The organism is Streptomyces sp. NPDC059861, assembly GCF_042731435.1.
Taxonomy (GTDB): Bacteria; Actinomycetota; Actinomycetes; order Streptomycetales; family Streptomycetaceae; genus Streptomyces.
The window spans coordinates 110734-127512 of sequence record NZ_JBHWJQ010000015.1 but is presented as its reverse complement, the minus strand read 5'-3'; the positions used below and the strand labels follow the sequence as shown (position 1 = coordinate 127512).

Sequence of the window (16779 nt, the reverse complement as noted above, 5' to 3'; positions counted from 1 at the left end):
GTTGAAAGTTTACTTATCTTGACCAAATGCGGTGGGAGAGCATTCCTGATGCTCACCTGCGTCGCCCGGAACGGAAACCTCCGATCCGCCGAACCGGTGTGCGGTGGTCGTGCGCGCCGGTGCCCACCGGCGCGCATGTCCATGAGGAAACACATGATGAGACTTCGCGCAAAGAGACCTGTGGGAGTCGGCACTCGCCGTACCGCAGTGGCGACCGCGGTGGCACTGGCGCTCGCCGGTGCTGTGACGGGAGCAGGCACCGCATCCGGTTCGGCCGACGACACGGCCGCCGACAGCCATGCGGCGAACGGGAACTGGCTCCCGGACACACCGGAGAACTGGCCGTTGGTCGTGGACCACACCCGCACGCCGGCCGAGACCGTCACTCGCGGCCTGGAGCACTACAGCGAGACCTACGACACCGTTGGCGGCCGCCAGCACATCCAGGTGCTCGAGGCCGACCTCGGCGACCCGAACCTCCGGGTCGGCATGGTCCAGGCCGACGACACCATCACCAACCCGGCAGACGAGACCCCGTCATCGATGGCCCACCGCACCCACGCGGTGGCCGGTGTCAACGGCGACTACTTCGAGATCCACGCCAGCGGCCGACCGCTCGGCGGCATCATGACCGATGGGCGCCTGCTGAAGAGCCCCAAGCCGGGCTTCGATTCCCAACTGGGCGTCAAGCCCGACGGCACGATGGTGATGGGCCCGGAAACCTTCTCCGGGACGATCACCGCCGGCTCCGCGACCCGCTCGCTCACCTCGGTGAACACCGTGAACGACGTGACGTCCGGCGGCATCACCGAGGTCACCCCCGCCCTCGGCGAGACCCCGGGCCTGACCAAGCCCTCCACCCTGGCCGTCGGCCACGTCACCGACGGCAGGTTCGTCGTCGACGGCGTACAGACCGGCGTCACCACCGTTCCGCGACTGGCCGCCGACCAACTCGGCCTGCTCGGTGGCGGCGACGGCGGGCAGTGGCTGACCGACAACCTGCACAGCGGCGACACGGTGGGCATCACCACCCGGCTCTCGCCTGATGACGATGTCACCCAATTGATCAGCGGTGTCGACACGCTGGTGAAGGACGGCAAGGTCTACAAGGACCTGACCGGCACCCCGCCGAGCGGCGCCAACCCGGAGACCGCGGTCGGCATCACCGAGGACGGCAAGCACGCGATCGTCGTCGCGGTCGACGGCCATGGCGGCGCCTCCACCGCCTTCGGCGTGACCCGTGACGAGGTCGCCGGCTACATGGTCGCCCACGGCGCCCACACCGCGATGCTCTTCGACGGCGGCGGCTCCACCGGCATGGTCAGCCGTGCTCCCGGCGCGCACCAGGCCGAGCTCGTCAACACACCCTCGGACCTGCCCGGCAACACCGAACGCCCGGTCGCCAACGGCATCTTCTTCTACTCCACCGCCAAGGAGGCAGGACCGGCGGTCAAGGTCGTGGTGAACGGCGGTGAGAAGGTCACCACGGTCGCCGGCGGCTCCGTCCCGCTCCCGGTCCACTCCGTCGACCGCTACGCCAACCCGTCGGCCGGCCAGGTCCACGTCCGGGTCGTGCCCTCGTCCCTCGCGTCCTACGACAACGGCAGGCTCACCCCGCACCGCGCGGGAACGGGCCGGATCATCGCGTACGACGGCCGGGCCTCCACCTCGGAGAAGCTCGAGGTCGTGAGCAAGCTGGAGACCCTCACGGTCTCGCCGGACAAGGCCGACCTCGACAACGGCGCCACCCAGCAGCTCACCCTCTCCGGCACCGTCGAGGGTGGCGACGAGGTGCAGATCCCCGCCGAGGCCGCCACCTGGAAAGTCACCCCGGACGACCTGGGCACCGTCGACGCGCACGGCCTGTTCACGGCCGACGCCGACCACGGTGGCCTCGCCGAGGTGAGCGCCCACGTCGCGGGCGCCACCGGCAGCACATCGATCGCAGTCGGCAGCGTCAGCAAGGTCATCGACCCGATGACCAGCCTCGACGTCTGGCGGCTCAGCAACAACACCACCGGCAAGCCCGCCGACCTGACCGCCGACCCCGGCGTCGTGCCGCCCGGCTCCACCGAGTCCGGCTCGCTGCGCCTGGACTACTCGATGCCGGCCGGCTCCGGCGTCAAACAGCTGGTCCTCTCGCCCCGCGTCACCCTGAAGACCGACACCCACAACGGCCAGGTTCCCACCGGCATAGGGGTCTGGATCAAGGGTGACGGCAACGGCATCGAACTCGCCGAGAAGTACATCGGCGTCAACGGCACGTCCACGACGCTGTACCCGACGTTCGTCACGTGGAAGGGCTGGCACCTCGCAGTCGCCCAGTTGCCCGCCGGCATGCAGTTCCCGCTGACGATCAGCTTCATCGACTTCCTGGCGATCAGCCCGAGCACCGCCTACAGCGGCTCGCTCAACGTCGCCGGCCTGCAGGCGCTGTACTCGCCGCGACCGGTCACGGTGCCCGAGTACACCGCGATCCCGAAGAACCCGAAGTGGCTGTCCTTCGAGGAGAACTCAGCCGACTTCGCCAAGAAGGGCACCACCCTCCTCGCCGGCGACGACGCGCACATGCTCGCCGGCGACCCCGGGTCGGTCAGCAGCAATGTGATGGACACGATCGCCAAGCGGCTGCCCGCCCTCAGCCCGCAGGCCCGGCCAGACGCTGCCCAGTTCCTCGGTGACATGTCCGACGACGGCAAACTGGTGGACCTGCAGTACGCCAAGTCCAAGATGGACGCCCTCGGCATCCCTGAGCGCGACATCGTCGGCAACCACGAGATCACCCAGGGCGCCGACTCCGAGAACGGCAACTACAGCGACACCTTCGGTGACACCCACTACGCCTACACCCAGGGCGCGGCGCGGATGATCGTCACCGACAACTCACACGGCAGCCTGCAGTCCTCGGACCCGTTCCAGGACCCGGAGGGCGCCCAGTACCCCTGGCTGGTGCGGCAGTTGACGGAAACCACCGCCAGGGACGTACTGGTCATCACCCACATGCCCGCGTACGACCCGCACCCGGCCGCGAACAGCCAGTTCACGGACCGCTGGGAGGCGCGTATGTACCTGCGACTCGTGCAGCGCTACCAGGAGACGCACCCGAAGCAGCACGTGATCATGATGTACGGTCACGCCCGCGGTTTCGCCGAGCAGATCCTCGACCCCGAGGGGCAGAGCACGACCGTCGACGAGGGCGGCATCCCGCAGTTCACCTTCGCGGACCTCGGCATGCCGGCCTACGCCCCGGCCGACCAGGGTGGCTTCTACCACTTCGGTCTGATCCGGATCGGCAACGACGGTGACCTGCAGTTCAGCGTCGAGCCGGCCCTGGCATCCATCACCGTCAAGGGCCCCGAGGACCCGATCTCCAAGGGCGATCGAGTCACCATTACCGCGACCGGTGACATGATCGCCGGCGACAACATCGCACCGCTCACCATCCCGATCGCGGATCCGGCCTCCCACGTCTGGTCCTCGAGCAACCCCAAGGTCGCATCGGTGGACCCCGCCACCGGCCGCCTGACCGCCCACCGCGCCGGCACCGTCACCATCTCGGTGACCTCCGGCGGCATCACGGGCAGCGCCCGGACCGTCGTTCAGTGACCTGACCCATGACGGGGTGCCCGGGCATGCCCGGGCACCCCATCGGCGTCCTGCGCCTTTTCCTGGCCACAGGAGAGCACCGAGAGCAGCGGGAGATGCGCGCCCGGCTTGATCTGACGGCCCTCTCCCCTCTTGGCGCATCCTTGACCTCGCCGGACCGGCCGAGGACGAGCGCCACGCCAGCTATGAGGTCAGAGTCGCGGCGATCGTCGAGGCCCAGGCCACAGGGAAGGTCAATGACCGCATCCCCGCCGTCGACCTGTTCGCCATGGTCCTGCGGATCTCCGAGAGCCGGCTGAGCGGCCCGCCCGGCCTGCCGGCCGTAGCAAGCGCGGCTGCCACGGTGAGTACGGCGATCGGCAGTATGACCGGGCGAGGCGCGTCATCGGGACCTCGTGGATGCGTGCGGGGTCAGGCGACGCATGCTGCTCGCACCTGGCCAACGACGCTCCTCGGCGATGAGTACGGTCACTCGCCGATCCGTGATGACGCCGCTGGACTCCCGGACTCACGTCCGCCAGGCGCTTCACCGCAGCAGCCCCCGCCGTGGCCTGCGGGGCCACGGCGGGGGCGAGGGGCGACGAGCTCAGCAGCGCTGTCAGACGTCGTACAGGTTGACGGTGACTGATCCGTCGTCGCCCGAGACGGTGTAGCTGCCGGGGCCGTGGACCGGCACGCAGCCCGCGGCGAGTACGTCGTCGTCGTTGATGCCGGTGTCGTCCTCGTTCACGACGGCGCAGACCTCGGTGACGGGGTGGTCGGCGAACCTGATCTCGTAGGGGGCGGCGTCGGGGTAGCGCGGAAGTGTGGGCGTGTTGAGGCCGACGTCCGGGTGCTCCCACAGGGCGGTCTGCTGGCCCCAGGGCGCCTGTAGCCAGACCCTTCCGTAGGGCTCGGGCAGATTGTTGTCGTCCTGCTCCTGGGGGTTGGAGAAGTCGATCGAGTACAGGACAGGTCCAGGTGCCGCCGCCTGTGCAGAGGTGGCAGCCCCGCCGAGCAGCAGCAGTGCTGTCGAGGCAACGGCCGCCAGTCGGCCAGTGGACGTGAAACGCATCCCTCTCCCCTTTCGCTCTCAGTAGTCATGCGACTACCGAGAGAGATTAGGAGGAGATGGCAGCCGATCGTCGGGCCCGATGCCCAAACCACTCAGGTGACTGACGTGGGAGCTCACCCCCGCATGCCGGGCGCACACGCTGCTGCCGCTCCGAGTCCGGTACGCCCCAGCGGCTTCTCGATGCCGTCGACGCCCTTGTCGTTATGACTCCCCGCCCTTGTGGACCCGTCCGGCCCCGCGCGTGGCGGGGCCGGACCTGTCGGTCAGAACGGAGCGCCGTCAGCCCTGGCGCGCCTTGAAGCGCGGGTCCTTCTTGTTGATCACGAACGTCACACCCCGCCGGCGCACTATCTGCGCCCCCGGCTTGGACTTCAGTGAACGCAGGGACTTACGTACCTTCATGACTCTGCACCTCCTGTGCGTGCTGGGGGATTCGCCTACGGCCTTGGCGGCGACAGGCGGGTGGGCGTCGTGCCGTGCTCCCGCCAGGGCATCCGGCATGGGTCGCCGCCGGTGGCACCGTTCAGCGTTCCTCACGGAAGAGGACGTGCTCCCCCGCCACCGGGTCGTACTTGCGCAGGACGAGCCGGTCGGGGTCGTTCCCACGGTTCTTGCGCGTCACGTACGTGACGCCGGTCCCGGCCGTCGACTTCAGCGTGACGACGGGACGAGTGGCGTTGCGTGCCATGAGGCCCTCCTTTCACCACAGACCGCGACTGGCGAGTGCATGCCATTCGCTGTCGTGAAGAACAGCGGCCTTCGCCGTCGCATTCCCGACCCGGCACCGAGACACCCTCCGCCGCGCGGTTGCTCTCGACAGCCCACTTGCCACTGCCGACGGACGTTGCCGTGGTCTGCTCACGACGGTCCCGGCAGCCGCTGGATCGCCACCATGGCGGCGTCGTCACCCAGGTGCCCACCCGCGTGCCGCAGCAGGTCCTCGCGCAGCCGGGAGAGCAAGGCCTCAGGTCCGACGACCCTGCCGCCGACGAGGCGTTCCATTCGTTCCGTGAGCGGGTAGAAGGTGCCGTGGCCGTCGCGGGCCTCGATGACACCGTCCGTGTAGAGCAGGACGATGTCACCCGCCTCGAACGCGAACCGCTGCGGGGAGAGGTCGGTGTCCACGAACTCGGTGAGCCCCAGGGGCGGCGCCGGCCGGCTCACCTCCAGAAGGCGGACCCGGCCCCCGCCCACCAGCAGGGGCGGAGGGTGCCCGCAGTTGATCAGGTACAGGGCGGACTCGTCGTTCGGTACATCCAGCACGGCTGCGGTGATGAATGCCTCGCCCAGGTCATCGGGTTTGTCCTCGGGGGCGACGGGGTCGTCCAGATCGGAGGAGACGGTGCCCTCCAGGAAGGCGACGAGTTCGGCCAGGTCCGCCTGACGGTGGGCAGCGCCCCGGAACGCGCCGAGCAGGAGGGCAGCGTCCCCGACCGCCTCAAGACCCTTCCCGCGGACGTCGCCGATGACGATCCGGGTCCCCAGCGCCGTACGGGCGGCGGCATAGAGGTCGCCGCCGAGCTGCGCTTCACGCTCGGCTGACAGGTAGACGGAGGCGATGCGCAGCGGGCCGATCTGATGCGGAAGCGGTCTGAGCACGACGCCCTGCGCGGACTTCGCGACCGAGCGCAGCCGGGTCATCTCGTCCTCACGGCGTTCCCGCCAGTAGGCGAAAAGTGTCACGATCGCCGAGATCAGGATCAGTGCGATGATCTGGAAGGCGTGATTCAGGTCGACCAGTGTGGTGCGCACCATCGCGACCATGACCTGCGCCAGGACGGCGAGCGCGCCGACGCAGGCCGTGGTGCGGGGACCGGCGAACGACGCCGTTACGGCGGGCGCTGCGACCAGGAAAGGGCCCAGATGGACGCTGGGCGGGGCGAGGATGTCGACCGCCGTGACGACCGCGATCAGCAGGATCGGCGCCACCAGCAGAAAGCGGCGGGGCTCCTCCGGCAAATGGTGATCCGCACGGAGCCGCCGAGGAGTCATACGTACTGGATACACCCCCGCGAGCGGCGCCGCCCGGGGAGCGTCGGACCGTCGGGGCGGGGGGGCCGACTGGCCGGCGGCCCCGGTCGACGTCGGCGGTCGTCAGCCCGCGGACGAGCTGATCCGGCACGGTCTCAGCGACACGCGTATGGATGCCGGGCTGGCCGGCTCGCGCACCGCGGCCTCGACACGACCGCGAGCAGGCCGGCTGAGCCACTGCACCCAGCTCGGGACGTGCCTCGCCTGGCGTATCCCGAAATTGCGTGAACCAGCCCTTCCGGCCGCCGGGGGACGGCATGATTTCCATGGCTACCCCGCTGCCGGACATCGGTCGCACTGCGCCCCGAATCTCCTGGTGCCGTACAGGGGAGCCTGAGCCGTTGGGGGGCAGGCATGAGATCAACCGCGTATGGACGTCTTCTCGTTGTGGCGGGACGTCTCGGGCGACGCCGGTTACGTCCGGACCGTGGGACTGTTGCTTCCCCCGGCATCAAGCGGATCGCAGCACTCATCGACGCATTTCTCGAACACAGTGCGGATCTGCCGGATGCACTGCGCCGTGACCTCCTGGAACTCGAGGGGGTCCTTGGCGGGGTGACCCTCGCAGATGCCGACGACTCGGGAAACGCGGGGGTCTCCTATGTACGTTCGATGCTGATTCGCATTGTCCAACACCCCGGGCCACGGGACTCGTTGCCGCCGGCCGACAGGCAGCTGGCGATCCTCTACGAACTGCTCGGGCGCGAATATGTGCGATTCGCCGACTGGGCCACCGCGGCGGAGTGCTTCGCGGGAGCCGCGATCTACTGGCCCACACGTCGGCACAAACGCCGGACCTTCTGCCAGTTGGTCGTCCTCACCATGAAGGCAGGAGACCGGGACGCCGCGCTCGACCATCTGAAGACCATCGAAGGGGCGAGTCACGGAGCGTCCGCCGTCTTCCATCGGATAGCCGCGCGGGTGCTGGATGAGACGCCGGGCATCGGCGCGCACGACGTAGCCGGGATCGAGCGGGTGCGCAAGCTGGGAATCATCCCGTACACGTACCTGGCCTCCTGCTTGGCGGAGCGCCTCACCGAGGACGCTCAGCCGGAGCGGGCGTTGGGGGTCCTGACCTCGGCGATCGGGCGGCTGACCGAGGAGAGGGCCGATTACTGGCTGATCGGGGAACTGGAGCAGAGGTCCGCGGCGATCTGGGTGGCCCTGGGCCGCTACGAGGAAGGGCTTGGTCTTGCTCTCGCCGCATGGGCAAAGCTGGACGCTCAGCGCTACCGCGCCTGCTCGCACACGCAACGTGTGGCTCTCTGGGCGAACTTCGGGCCATCGAGGCACGCGGCGCTGGCATCGGCGACTGCCCTCGGCGACGGCCGGGCCGTGGCCGAACTCATCGAGTCGTGCCGCCTCCAGTCCATGATCGGAACGGTCGTCGAGGTCGATGCCGAGGAGGAGACCTCGAAGCTCGCGGACAGCGGGTTCAGCACGTCGGCGGAGGCGACCGATGCGGCCGAAAGCAGCACACCGCTCGTCTCCCAGGCACTCTTCACCGCGCTCGACGACGCGTTCGGTGCGACGCTGCTGCACTTCCCCTCGCCCGTGTCCTTTCAGGGCACGACGCTTCTCACGCCCCACTACGGCGACGTGCTGCCTGCCGAGAGAGCGCACGCACTCGCGCCCCGGCCTCTGGACGAGGCGCTGCCCGCGGGCCTCTTCTGGTCCTCGCACATCGAGGACGGCTACCTCTTCTGGTTCGCCGCCCGGGACGCGAAGCCGATCGGATACGGCAAGGAGGACCTCCGGGAGCGGGACCGGGTCAAGCCGGTACTGCTGGCCCTGGCCGGGCAGGCCCAGTCGTCCGAACCGAAGACCTGGAGCCTGTTCCCCTACCGGCGCGGACCCGGCGACTACTACGAGCCCTACACACATCTCGAGAGCTGGAAGTCGGCCGAGGAACAGATCATCACCCGTACGGTCGGCGATCTCCTGCCGCCAACGCTGGTCGAGGAACTGAGCGCGGCCACGGAAGCCGATCCGCTGCCACTGACGATCTCCCCGGCACGCGAACTCGCCTGTGTGCCCTGGCCGATCGCGATGATCCCGGGGACCGAGCATCGACTGGTGGAACGGGCCGCACTACGGATGTGGACCTCCACCCCCACTCAGCTCATGCGCTCGGTGCGCGGCGCGCGGACAGGGCAGCCTTCCTCATCACCCGCACCGTTCCTGCTGGCATGCGACAACCCGGACGGGACGCTGCGCGAGCGCACCTCGGAGTCCGTGGTACGGAGCGCGGCCACACTGCTGGAAGCAGTGGGGTCTCCCGTGCCCGCCACCAAGGAAGCCCTGCTCCAGGCGCTCCACCGGATCGGGCCTTCGGCCCAGGGGCTGTTCTTCTACCGCGGGCACGCGGTGCACGACTCCGACCCGGCGTGGGCGGCCCTTCCCCTGGCCGGGGACGACTTCGTGAGCTCGGGGGAACTGTTCGGCAGCCTCGACGACGGCACACCGTTCCTGCCGATGCCGCAACGGGTGGTCCTGTCGTGCTGCTCCAGTTCGACCGCCTCGTCCCTCGGCGGCGAGGCCATCGGGCTCGCCGCCGGTGCCGTCCAGTCGGGTGCCGACCAGGTGATCGCCACGTCCGTCGACATCCTCGACTCGTCGTTCACCGAGGTGTTCGAGGACCTGATCGTGGAGGGCATGCTGGAGCGGCCGCAGGGCGATCACGCGGCCCTGCTGAGAAGGCTTCAGCTGCGGATGCTCAACGAGTGGAAGATCTGCTCACTGCGCGGAACGACCGACACCGGCGACGACGTCCGTGACCCGCACCCCGTCATCTGGGCCTCTTACCAGGCGTACTGACACAGTCTCGTCCGCGCGCACCGCACGGCCGACTCCGACACCTATGAAAGGGCCACTCTTGATTGCCGTAGCCATGCCGTCCGAACTCGCCGACGCTCTCGTGCGTCAGAGGCTGGCGATCCGCCCGGGCACTCGGGGCTCCGCCGCCGAGATCGCCCTGATCGGTATCACCGTGACCACCACCACCATCAGCCTCCTTCAGGCACCGGACACCTTCCTCCGGCTCACGGAGCTCATCCGGAACACCTTCGGCCGACCCACCGGCATCACGGTCCAGATCACGGCGAAGGGTGAGAAGGTCAACATCGAGATTCCCGCCGCCAACGGCATAGACGTCGCCACGGTAGCCCGGCGGATCCAGGACGCCCTTACGGAGGAAGACGACTAGAGGGTGTCGGCGTGGCTGGGGATCCGCATCGCGGGTGCACGCCGGCACCAAGTCTGGACGAGGGGCTCCGTTACCTGTGGCCGGCGGACATCCGTCGGTCGGCGGTCCCGGCATGTTCGCCGTGGTCGGGTCAGGGAGTGACGATGGCGAAGTCGGTGTCCGGGGCGGAAAGGTGGCCGAGCAGTGCGGACAGTCTTCCCGGATCGCCGGTGCTCTCGACGTCCGAACGGCCGGCCAGCTGATCGGGCGTGACGGTGCCGAGGAGGACGGCGCGGAGGGCGGCTTCGTCGAGCGTGGTGGCGGGCCCTACCTGCGGACTTCCCACCCCGGGAGACGGTTTACGGGTTTTTCCGGAGGTGGAACCGGGCCGGAGTCGTCACCTACATCCGCGATCAACTCCGACACCGGATCCGTACCGGAAGGGCCGCTGCCCGCACCCCGTGACGCTCATCGTGGACTCCCAGTCGGTCAAGGGCGCCTCCACCGTCGGCAGGAACAGCCGCGGCTACGACGCCGCGAAGGAAATCAACGGCCGCAAGCGACATATCACCGTGGACACGCTCGGCCTGCCGGTGATGATCACGGTGACGCCCGCCGACATCCAGGACCGCGACGCCGCCCGCGACGTTTTCTGGCGCCTGCGTCTCACCCACCGCAGATCACCCAGGTCTGGGCCGACCGCGGCTACGCCGGCGAACTCGTGGACTGGGCCCCGCGAACGCCTCTGGCTCGCCCTGCGCATCGTCACCAGGCCCAAAGGCGCCAAGGGCTTCGTCGTCCTGCCCCGCCGTTGGAAGGTCGAGCGGACGATCGGCTGGTGCATGAACGCCCGCCGCAACGCACGCGATTACGAACGGCTGCCCCAGCACTCCGAAGCACATCTGAACTGGGCACTCATCACCGTGATGACCCGACGTCTGACCCGGAAAAGGCCGCGGACCAGCCAGTGGACGAAGAAAACTCGTGCCTGATCAAGAGCAGCCTGTCACGTGGCTGAAAGGCATCGGCCCAGCCGTGGCGACGGTGCATCTCCGAGCAAAGCACTGAACCGAACCGAGTACATCCGGGATCATGAACCATGCTTCCGGACACCTGGCACCTCACCGAAGACATCGAGGACTTCCTCGCTCGCGCCGGAGACTTTCTCCGCTCGCGCCCCGCTCTGCACAACACGCCGCTCACCACACTGGAAAAGTGGCGGACCCAACCGGGCGCGTTCACCCCAGGTTCCGTCCTCTTCGGCCGACTGGAGTCGGCGGGCGAGACCCAAGCGATCTTCTACCGCCCGCCGACTCGCCGGCTGACCCTCACCCCGCTCTCCCCCGAGCGGGCCGATGCCCTCGCCGTCCATCTGACCGGCCTCGGCCACATCCTCGCTGGCGTCACCGCGGACCACGACACCGCCACCGCATTCGCCGAAGCCTGGCGGCGGCACACCGGCGCGACGCCCACACTCCGCGTCCGGATGCACCTCTACCGCCTCGACACCCTCACCCCGCCGAACCCGCACCCGGACGGCCACAGCCGCCCGGCGGGCGAACAGGACCACGACCACCTCATGCGCTGGTGCCGTGGGCTCGCTGCCGACCTCGGCGAGACCGTCACCATCGACGCCGCCTCCTGGGCCAGCACCCGCTTCGCCGAGAAGAGCTACACCTTCTGGGAGACCCCCGACGCCACCCCCGTCTCCATGGCAGGCCTGAACCCGATGATCGCCGGCATGGTCCGGGTGGACCCCGTCTACACCCCGGCTCACCTCCGCGGACGCGGCTACGCGGCCGCCGTCACCGCAGAGGTGAGCCGGGCCGCGCGCGCCGCAGGCGCCACAGAAGTCGTGCTCTTCACGGACGCGGGCAACCCCACCAGCAATGCCCTTTACCAACGCCTCGGATACCGCCGGATCACCGACTGGGCCCCGTACGACTTCGCCTACACCACACCAGAAGCCGGCTAGGAGACAGGAGCGCGACAGGCCCAGACAACACCACACCATCCCGGGACTTCGCACCCGGCACCTGCCGGCCTTCTGCGATCCGTGGCGCAGGTAGAAAACACCTACTCACCCAATGCTGACGAGTTCCGAACAGCCCCTAGACGCAGGTGCCGGAGAACCCATTGTCGACGATCCGATACGCCGGAAACATCATGGCGTAGTAGGTATCGGGGCCGTACTCGCCGTCTACGTGGATTCGGTGCTGCGTCTGAACAGCGCGTACCGCTGCCCGGGTGGCGTCCCCGTAGATGCCATCGACCACAAGATTAGGGATGCTGTTGTAGCAATGGTTGATCGCCCCCTGAAGCGCTTTGACTTCGTCGCCTCGGGTTCCGTAGGCCATCCAGCAGAGGTAGAGGGAGCTGTTGTACGCAGGCAGGTAGAGATACCGCCCGCTGGGGGTGTTTGGGGCGGCCGTCGTGATCCTGGCGGTGTTGCACTCGGAGGTGGCGGCAGAGGCAGGACTCGCGGTCGTCAAACCAACCAGCAGCGTCGAGGTCACGCCGATGATGGCACTGATGGCGCCGACCTTGAAACGGTTTCTGTTCACGGTTCTCCAGTTCGTAGGTAGCTGACAGGGGCGAGGCTCGACACCACGCAGTCCTTAGTTGTGGTCAGACGCATGATCCCGTAGGAGACCGACCGCCGGGCCGTCCGCCGGCTCCCCCCTTCGCTGGCCTCATCCACGGACTTTAGGATCATCGTGGGCTTCGGACTTTGTCATCCGTGCAGGGAACTTTGTCAGTCGTGCACAGTCTCAAGCTGACGCTGCATCAGGCGAGGGTCGCCCTGCGGGTGAGGTCATGCGCGACCGCCATGGCCGGTGTCAGCTCCGTACGACGAGCACAGTAGCCCGGCCCGGTCGCTGAGTGTGCCGGTCGTTTGCCCCACACGGAACAGCCGCCGCGCACACCGGAATACGGGCAAGGCGGCGGTCGAGACCGCCTCTGGTTTACAGCCGCGACCTTGTTGAGCTCAACTGCCGCTACCGCTGGAACCACGAGAAGCGCCCTACGGGTCCGTCAGATCCGTGGCTCGCAGCGAAGTCGCGGGTCATCGCGGGGTGCGGAGGGCTGGGGTGTTCGGGTGTTGGTTCGACAACTTTTCGACGGCATCGCGCCTCCCGGTTCATCAGGTGAGCACATCCCGTGGGCGACTCCGCCGCGCCCACGGGATGACCAGCCGGGGAACAAAAGCACCTACCAAGCCCTTCGTTGAGCATGCGCAGCGTCTGGTCGTGCAGGTAGGCGTACAGGTCGCGTTGCTCGGACAGGAACGTCAGGACGCGGTCGCGGCCCCATACCGGCCAGTGGTGGGACGCGAAGGCGACATCCGAGGCGTCGAGGAAGAGGCTGATGGCCTCGGTGAGGTAGCGGGCCCAGACGCGCGGGTCGCGAACCTGGGCGCCGCGCAGCGTGAGCAGGTTGTGGGTCGCGTTCTCCGCCATGCACAGCGCGGCATGGTCCGGGAAGTGGAGGTTCAGTTCCGCCGGGGCCTCGGTGCCGGGGGTCATCTGGAAGACCATCCGGATGCCGTCGACGGTCTCCGCCTGCCCGGTGCGGGTGACGTCCAGCGTCGGCGGGATCAACCCGACCGAGCCCGTGGACGTGGTCTGACCGAGGCCCGCGCCGATCTGCCCGCGCTCGCCCTTCGGCAGGGCGGCACCGTACATGTAGGCGGCACGGCGGTTCATCGCCGTACCGGCGTAGACGTTCTCCCTCACGGCGTGCCCCAGGAACCCTCGGGGTGCGATCACCGGGACGCCGGCCGCCCACATTCTCGTCGTCGATGACGCCTCGCACACCCCCGAAGTGGTCGGCGTGGCTGTGGGTGTACAGCACGCCGGTGACCGGGCGCTCTCCGCGGTGACTGCGGTAGAGGGCGAGGGCCGCGGCAGCCGTCTCCGCGCAGAGCAGAGGGTCGATCACGATGACGCCTCGCTCGCCCTCCACCAAGGTCATGTTCGACAGGTCGAAGCCCCGCACCTGGTAGATGCCCTCTGTCACCTCGAACAGGCCGTGGTCGGCGGCCAGTCGGCTCTGCCGCCACATGCTGGGGTTGGCCGTGTCCGGACAGTCCTGCGCCAGGAAGGCATAGGCGTCGAGGTCCCACACCACGCGCCCGTCCTCGGACCGGATCAGGTTCTCCCGGGCGGTGCCCATGAAGCCACGCCGCGCGTCCTGCAAGTCCTGCGTGTCGTCGAAGGCGAGGCGTTGCCGAAGCGCCCTGTTCGCCTCCGCGATCACCGGCTGCGCGGGCTTGGACTCCAGGTCTTCGGACATCGGTCTCCCTCGCAGGCGCTGTGCAGGGGCCGACGGCACGGAGAACACGCGGCCATGACCACCCTCACCCGGGCACCACTTCCGGACCAGCGGGCGTCCGCCGTCGGAGGGAGGTGCACGAGCCGGCAGCCGGGCGGCCTCATCCGGGCAGTCCCGGACGGCTCCCGCGCTGTGGCCCTCCGTACAAGCCCATGCGGGCGCGGGAACGTGCCGTCACGACGGGAACGTACTCGGGCTGCCAGGAAACCGGCACCGCCGGGCACCGTGCGGTGCCCAGCGGACGGTTCGGCGGACGTTTCGGCGGGTCAGTCGCGGCGGTACTGCGCCGGGGACTTCCTCGTCGCGGGGTCCTCGAAGGAACCGGCCCGGCCGCGGTCCACGTGGAAGGTGGTCAGCGTGGTGACCCGGGAGTCCGGGTCACGGCGGTCGCCGATCACGCGCATGTGGGCGCTGAAGCGCTCCGGGGTGACCTCGTAGACGTCGTAGCCGTAGCGGTTGCCCTCGAAGTACTTCAGGTGCGGGTTGGCCGCGCCCATGACGGGACCGTTCTGGGCGTTCCAGTCGGCCGAGTAGGCGCCCGAGGTCACCGAGTGCGCGGTGAACTCCGTACCGATCACCGGCGACGAGACGTCGTCGAAGTCGGGCCGGATGTCGTCGACGAAGGCCGAGTGCCAGTCCCCGGTGAGGACGACGAGGTCCTCCAGGCCCGCGCTGTGGACATGCCCGAGCACCTCCTTGCGCTCGGCGAGGAAGCCGTCCCACTGGTCGGTGAACATGTACGAACCGCCGGGGCGGCCGCGCAGTTGGCTGAGCATGATCGAGTTGGCCCAGACGTGCCAGGAGTCCGGGGCCCGGTCGACGTTCCGCTTCAGCCACGCCTTCTGGGCGGAGCCGAGGATCGTGCCGTCGGACAGGTTCTGTGCCGAGCGGTACGAGCGCAGGTCGAGCACGGTCAGCTCCAGCAGGTCGCCCCAGCGGCGGACCCGGTGGATCTCGGGGTCGGGAAGCGCTGAGGCGGCACCGGCCCCGTCGCGGTGCGGCATGTTCTCGTACCACGCCTGGTACGCGGCGGCCCGGCGCTGCATGAAGGGCGCTCCCCCGCCGGTGCCGGAGTAGTCGTTGACGACCTCGTGGTCGTCCCACGTCAGGAACCACGGGTGGGCGGCGTGCGCCTCGCGCAGGGAGGGGTCGCCCTTGTAGAGCGCGTGGCGGCGCCGGTAGTCGGGGACGGTGAAGACCGAGGGGCCCTCGTGGTCGCGGACGTGGTCGGCGGGGACGCCGCCGACCTGCCCGTGCTCGTAGATGTAGTCGCCGAGGTGTATGACGAAGTCGACCTTCTCGCGCGCGATGCCGCGGTGCGCGGCGTAGAAGCCGTCGTGGAAGGCCTGGCAGTTGGCGGCGGCGAAGCGGACGGAGGGGACGCGGCCGGCCGGCGCGGTTCTGGTGCGGCCGATCCGGCTGCGTCTGCCCAGCGCCTTGAAGGCGTACCAGTAGCGGGTTCCCGGGCGCAGCCCGTGGACGGGGACGTGGACGCTGTGGCCGAGCGTGGCGGAGGCCGTGGCGGTGCCGCGTGCGACGACCGACCGCAGTCCGCGGTCGGTCGCAACGACCCAGTCGACCTCGACGATCTCGGGCAGGTTCTGCTCGGCGGCAAGCGGCTCGGGCGCGAGCCGCGTCCAGAGCAGAACGCTCCCGGGCTGCGGGTCGCCGGAGGCCACCCCCAGGGTGAACGGCGCCGGGTCGTACTCCGCACCCAGCGCACGGGCGGCTTCCAGTGCCTGGGCGGGCGACAGACCGGCGGCCAGCGGCCAGACGACGCCCAGGGCGCCGGCGGCGCCGGCCGCCTTGAGCAGTCCGCGTCGGTCGAGCCGGGTCATGTGCGTCCTCCAGTGGCGAGTGTGAGCGAGATGGCGTCGGCGTAGCCGTCGTTGGAGGCCCCGCCGTTGCGAGTGAGGACGAGCAGCACGCGCGCGGTGCGCGCACCTGGCGGCACGGTGGCAGTCGCGGTGCGTTCCACGAGCGCGGTGCGGGACAGCCGCTCGGCTGCCGTCACCGGACCGAGCACGGACAGGGCGACCGGGGTCCCTCGGTCGTCCCGGAACTCGACGGACAGCCGGGCGCCGTCCTCCTGTGTGCCGTATCCGCCCAGCCATGCGGCCACCGTGTACCGCACCTGCCCGGCGTCGACGGCCCGGCGTCCGGTCCGGCCGCGTACGGGCAGCGCGATGTCCTGGACGAGCGCGGTGCGGACACTGTTGCCACCGGAGAAGAAGCGGCTGCCCCGGTCGGTCGGTCCGGGGTCGTCGGGCCCGGGGTAACCGCCCCCCAGGGTGTACGGGATGAGCGCGGGTGCTCCTTCCCGCACCTCCCAGCCGGCCACCTTGGGGACTGGCTCGGCGGAGCCGCCGGGCCCGGTCTCGGCGTCGCCGTTGACTACGAGATTCACTCAGTTCTCCTTGATCGAAGGCGCTGGGGAGACAGGTGTGCATCGCAGCAGGCGGGAGTGAACCGGCGGCAGCGAGGCGGGAAACTAAGGCGGCAAGTTGTTCAGACAAGTTGGGGCCGAGCAGCTCTCGCTTAGCCCCTGCGACACGGGCGTGGGCCGTCG

Annotated in this window: 14 protein-coding genes and 1 pseudogene; 6 read left to right on the top strand and 9 right to left on the bottom strand. The window is 69.1% G+C overall.

The features are described from left to right. The first annotated feature begins 180 nt into the window (after positions 1–180). Both ACFV6X_RS16095 and ACFV6X_RS16090 read left to right on the top strand, forming a co-directional pair. Positions 181–3606 carry a phosphodiester glycosidase family protein gene (locus tag ACFV6X_RS16095; RefSeq protein WP_385383337.1) on the top strand — a complete coding sequence of 1142 codons (3426 nt, stop codon included), beginning with the start codon at positions 181–183 and terminating at the stop codon, positions 3604–3606. Positions 3607–3745: 139 nt separating this feature from the next. After that, a complete protein-coding gene (locus tag ACFV6X_RS16090; RefSeq protein ID WP_385383431.1) occupies positions 3746–4234 on the top strand; it encodes a hypothetical protein in 489 nt (162 codons plus the stop codon). On the opposite strand, the gene ACFV6X_RS16085 is transcribed toward ACFV6X_RS16090, so the two are convergent. The 4 genes from ACFV6X_RS16085 to ACFV6X_RS16070 form a co-directional block, all read right to left on the bottom strand. Beyond that, positions 4205–4660, bottom strand: a complete 456-nt coding sequence (locus ACFV6X_RS16085; RefSeq protein ID WP_385383335.1) for a hypothetical protein — start codon at positions 4658–4660, stop codon at positions 4205–4207. The two genes, ACFV6X_RS16090 and ACFV6X_RS16085, sit on opposite strands and share 30 nt — an antisense overlap. Before the next feature lie 279 nt (positions 4661–4939). Continuing rightward, the gene (gene ykgO, locus ACFV6X_RS16080) at positions 4940–5062 is read right to left on the bottom strand and encodes a type B 50S ribosomal protein L36 (protein WP_385383332.1); all 123 of its coding nucleotides are present in this window, start codon (positions 5060–5062) and stop codon (positions 4940–4942) included. Positions 5063–5183: 121 nt separating this feature from the next. Beyond that, complete coding sequence (rpmG, locus tag ACFV6X_RS16075; protein WP_365453762.1) at positions 5184–5348, bottom strand: 50S ribosomal protein L33; 165 nt, start codon at positions 5346–5348, stop codon at positions 5184–5186. 170 nt (positions 5349–5518) lie between these two features. Beyond that, entirely contained in the window at positions 5519–6652 is a 1134-nt protein-coding gene (locus ACFV6X_RS16070; protein ID WP_385383329.1) for a PP2C family protein-serine/threonine phosphatase, read from the bottom strand. 651 nt (positions 6653–7303) lie between these two features. Here ACFV6X_RS16070 and ACFV6X_RS16065 point away from each other — a divergent pair. Then, the gene (locus ACFV6X_RS16065; RefSeq protein WP_385383327.1) at positions 7304–9508 is read left to right on the top strand and encodes a CHAT domain-containing protein; all 2205 of its coding nucleotides are present in this window, start codon (positions 7304–7306) and stop codon (positions 9506–9508) included. 73 nt (positions 9509–9581) lie between these two features. Continuing rightward, positions 9582–9896 (top strand): hypothetical protein, encoded by a 315-nt coding sequence (locus ACFV6X_RS16060; protein ID WP_385383324.1) that lies wholly within the window; start codon positions 9582–9584, stop codon positions 9894–9896. 130 nt (positions 9897–10026) lie between these two features. On the opposite strand, the gene ACFV6X_RS16055 is transcribed toward ACFV6X_RS16060, so the two are convergent. Beyond that, on the bottom strand, positions 10027–10221 hold the full coding sequence (locus ACFV6X_RS16055) for an alkyl sulfatase C-terminal domain-containing protein (protein ID WP_385383321.1): 195 nt from the start codon (positions 10219–10221) through the stop codon (positions 10027–10029). On the opposite strand from ACFV6X_RS16055, the pseudogene ACFV6X_RS16050 reads away from it, so the two are divergent. Together ACFV6X_RS16050 and ACFV6X_RS16045 are read left to right on the top strand one after the other, a co-directional pair. Continuing rightward, positions 10194–10864 (top strand): annotated as a pseudogene (locus ACFV6X_RS16050) (IS5 family transposase); the annotation flags it as partial. The gene ACFV6X_RS16055 and the pseudogene ACFV6X_RS16050 sit on opposite strands and share 28 nt — an antisense overlap. Before the next feature lie 110 nt (positions 10865–10974). Further along, positions 10975–11850: a GNAT family N-acetyltransferase gene (locus tag ACFV6X_RS16045; RefSeq protein ID WP_385383318.1), complete on the top strand. Its 876-nt coding sequence runs from the start codon at positions 10975–10977 to the stop codon at positions 11848–11850. Positions 11851–11986: 136 nt separating this feature from the next. Here ACFV6X_RS16045 and ACFV6X_RS16040 read toward each other — a convergent pair whose 3' ends face one another. The 4 genes from ACFV6X_RS16040 to ACFV6X_RS16025 all read right to left on the bottom strand — a co-directional run bounded on the left by ACFV6X_RS16040 (position 11987) and on the right by ACFV6X_RS16025 (position 16617). Beyond that, complete coding sequence (locus ACFV6X_RS16040; RefSeq protein WP_385383316.1) at positions 11987–12439, bottom strand: peptidoglycan-binding protein; 453 nt, start codon at positions 12437–12439, stop codon at positions 11987–11989. A 649-nt stretch (positions 12440–13088) separates the two neighbouring features. Continuing rightward, on the bottom strand, positions 13089–13850 hold the full coding sequence (locus ACFV6X_RS16035; protein ID WP_385383428.1) for an MBL fold metallo-hydrolase: 762 nt from the start codon (positions 13848–13850) through the stop codon (positions 13089–13091). Positions 13851–14476: 626 nt separating this feature from the next. Then, positions 14477–16048, bottom strand: a complete 1572-nt coding sequence (locus ACFV6X_RS16030; RefSeq protein WP_385383313.1) for an alkaline phosphatase D family protein — start codon at positions 16046–16048, stop codon at positions 14477–14479. Continuing rightward, entirely contained in the window at positions 16045–16617 is a 573-nt protein-coding gene (locus ACFV6X_RS16025) for a phosphoesterase (protein WP_385383311.1), read from the bottom strand. The genes ACFV6X_RS16030 and ACFV6X_RS16025 overlap by 4 nt, the downstream gene beginning before the upstream one ends. Positions 16618–16779 lie beyond the last annotated feature (162 nt).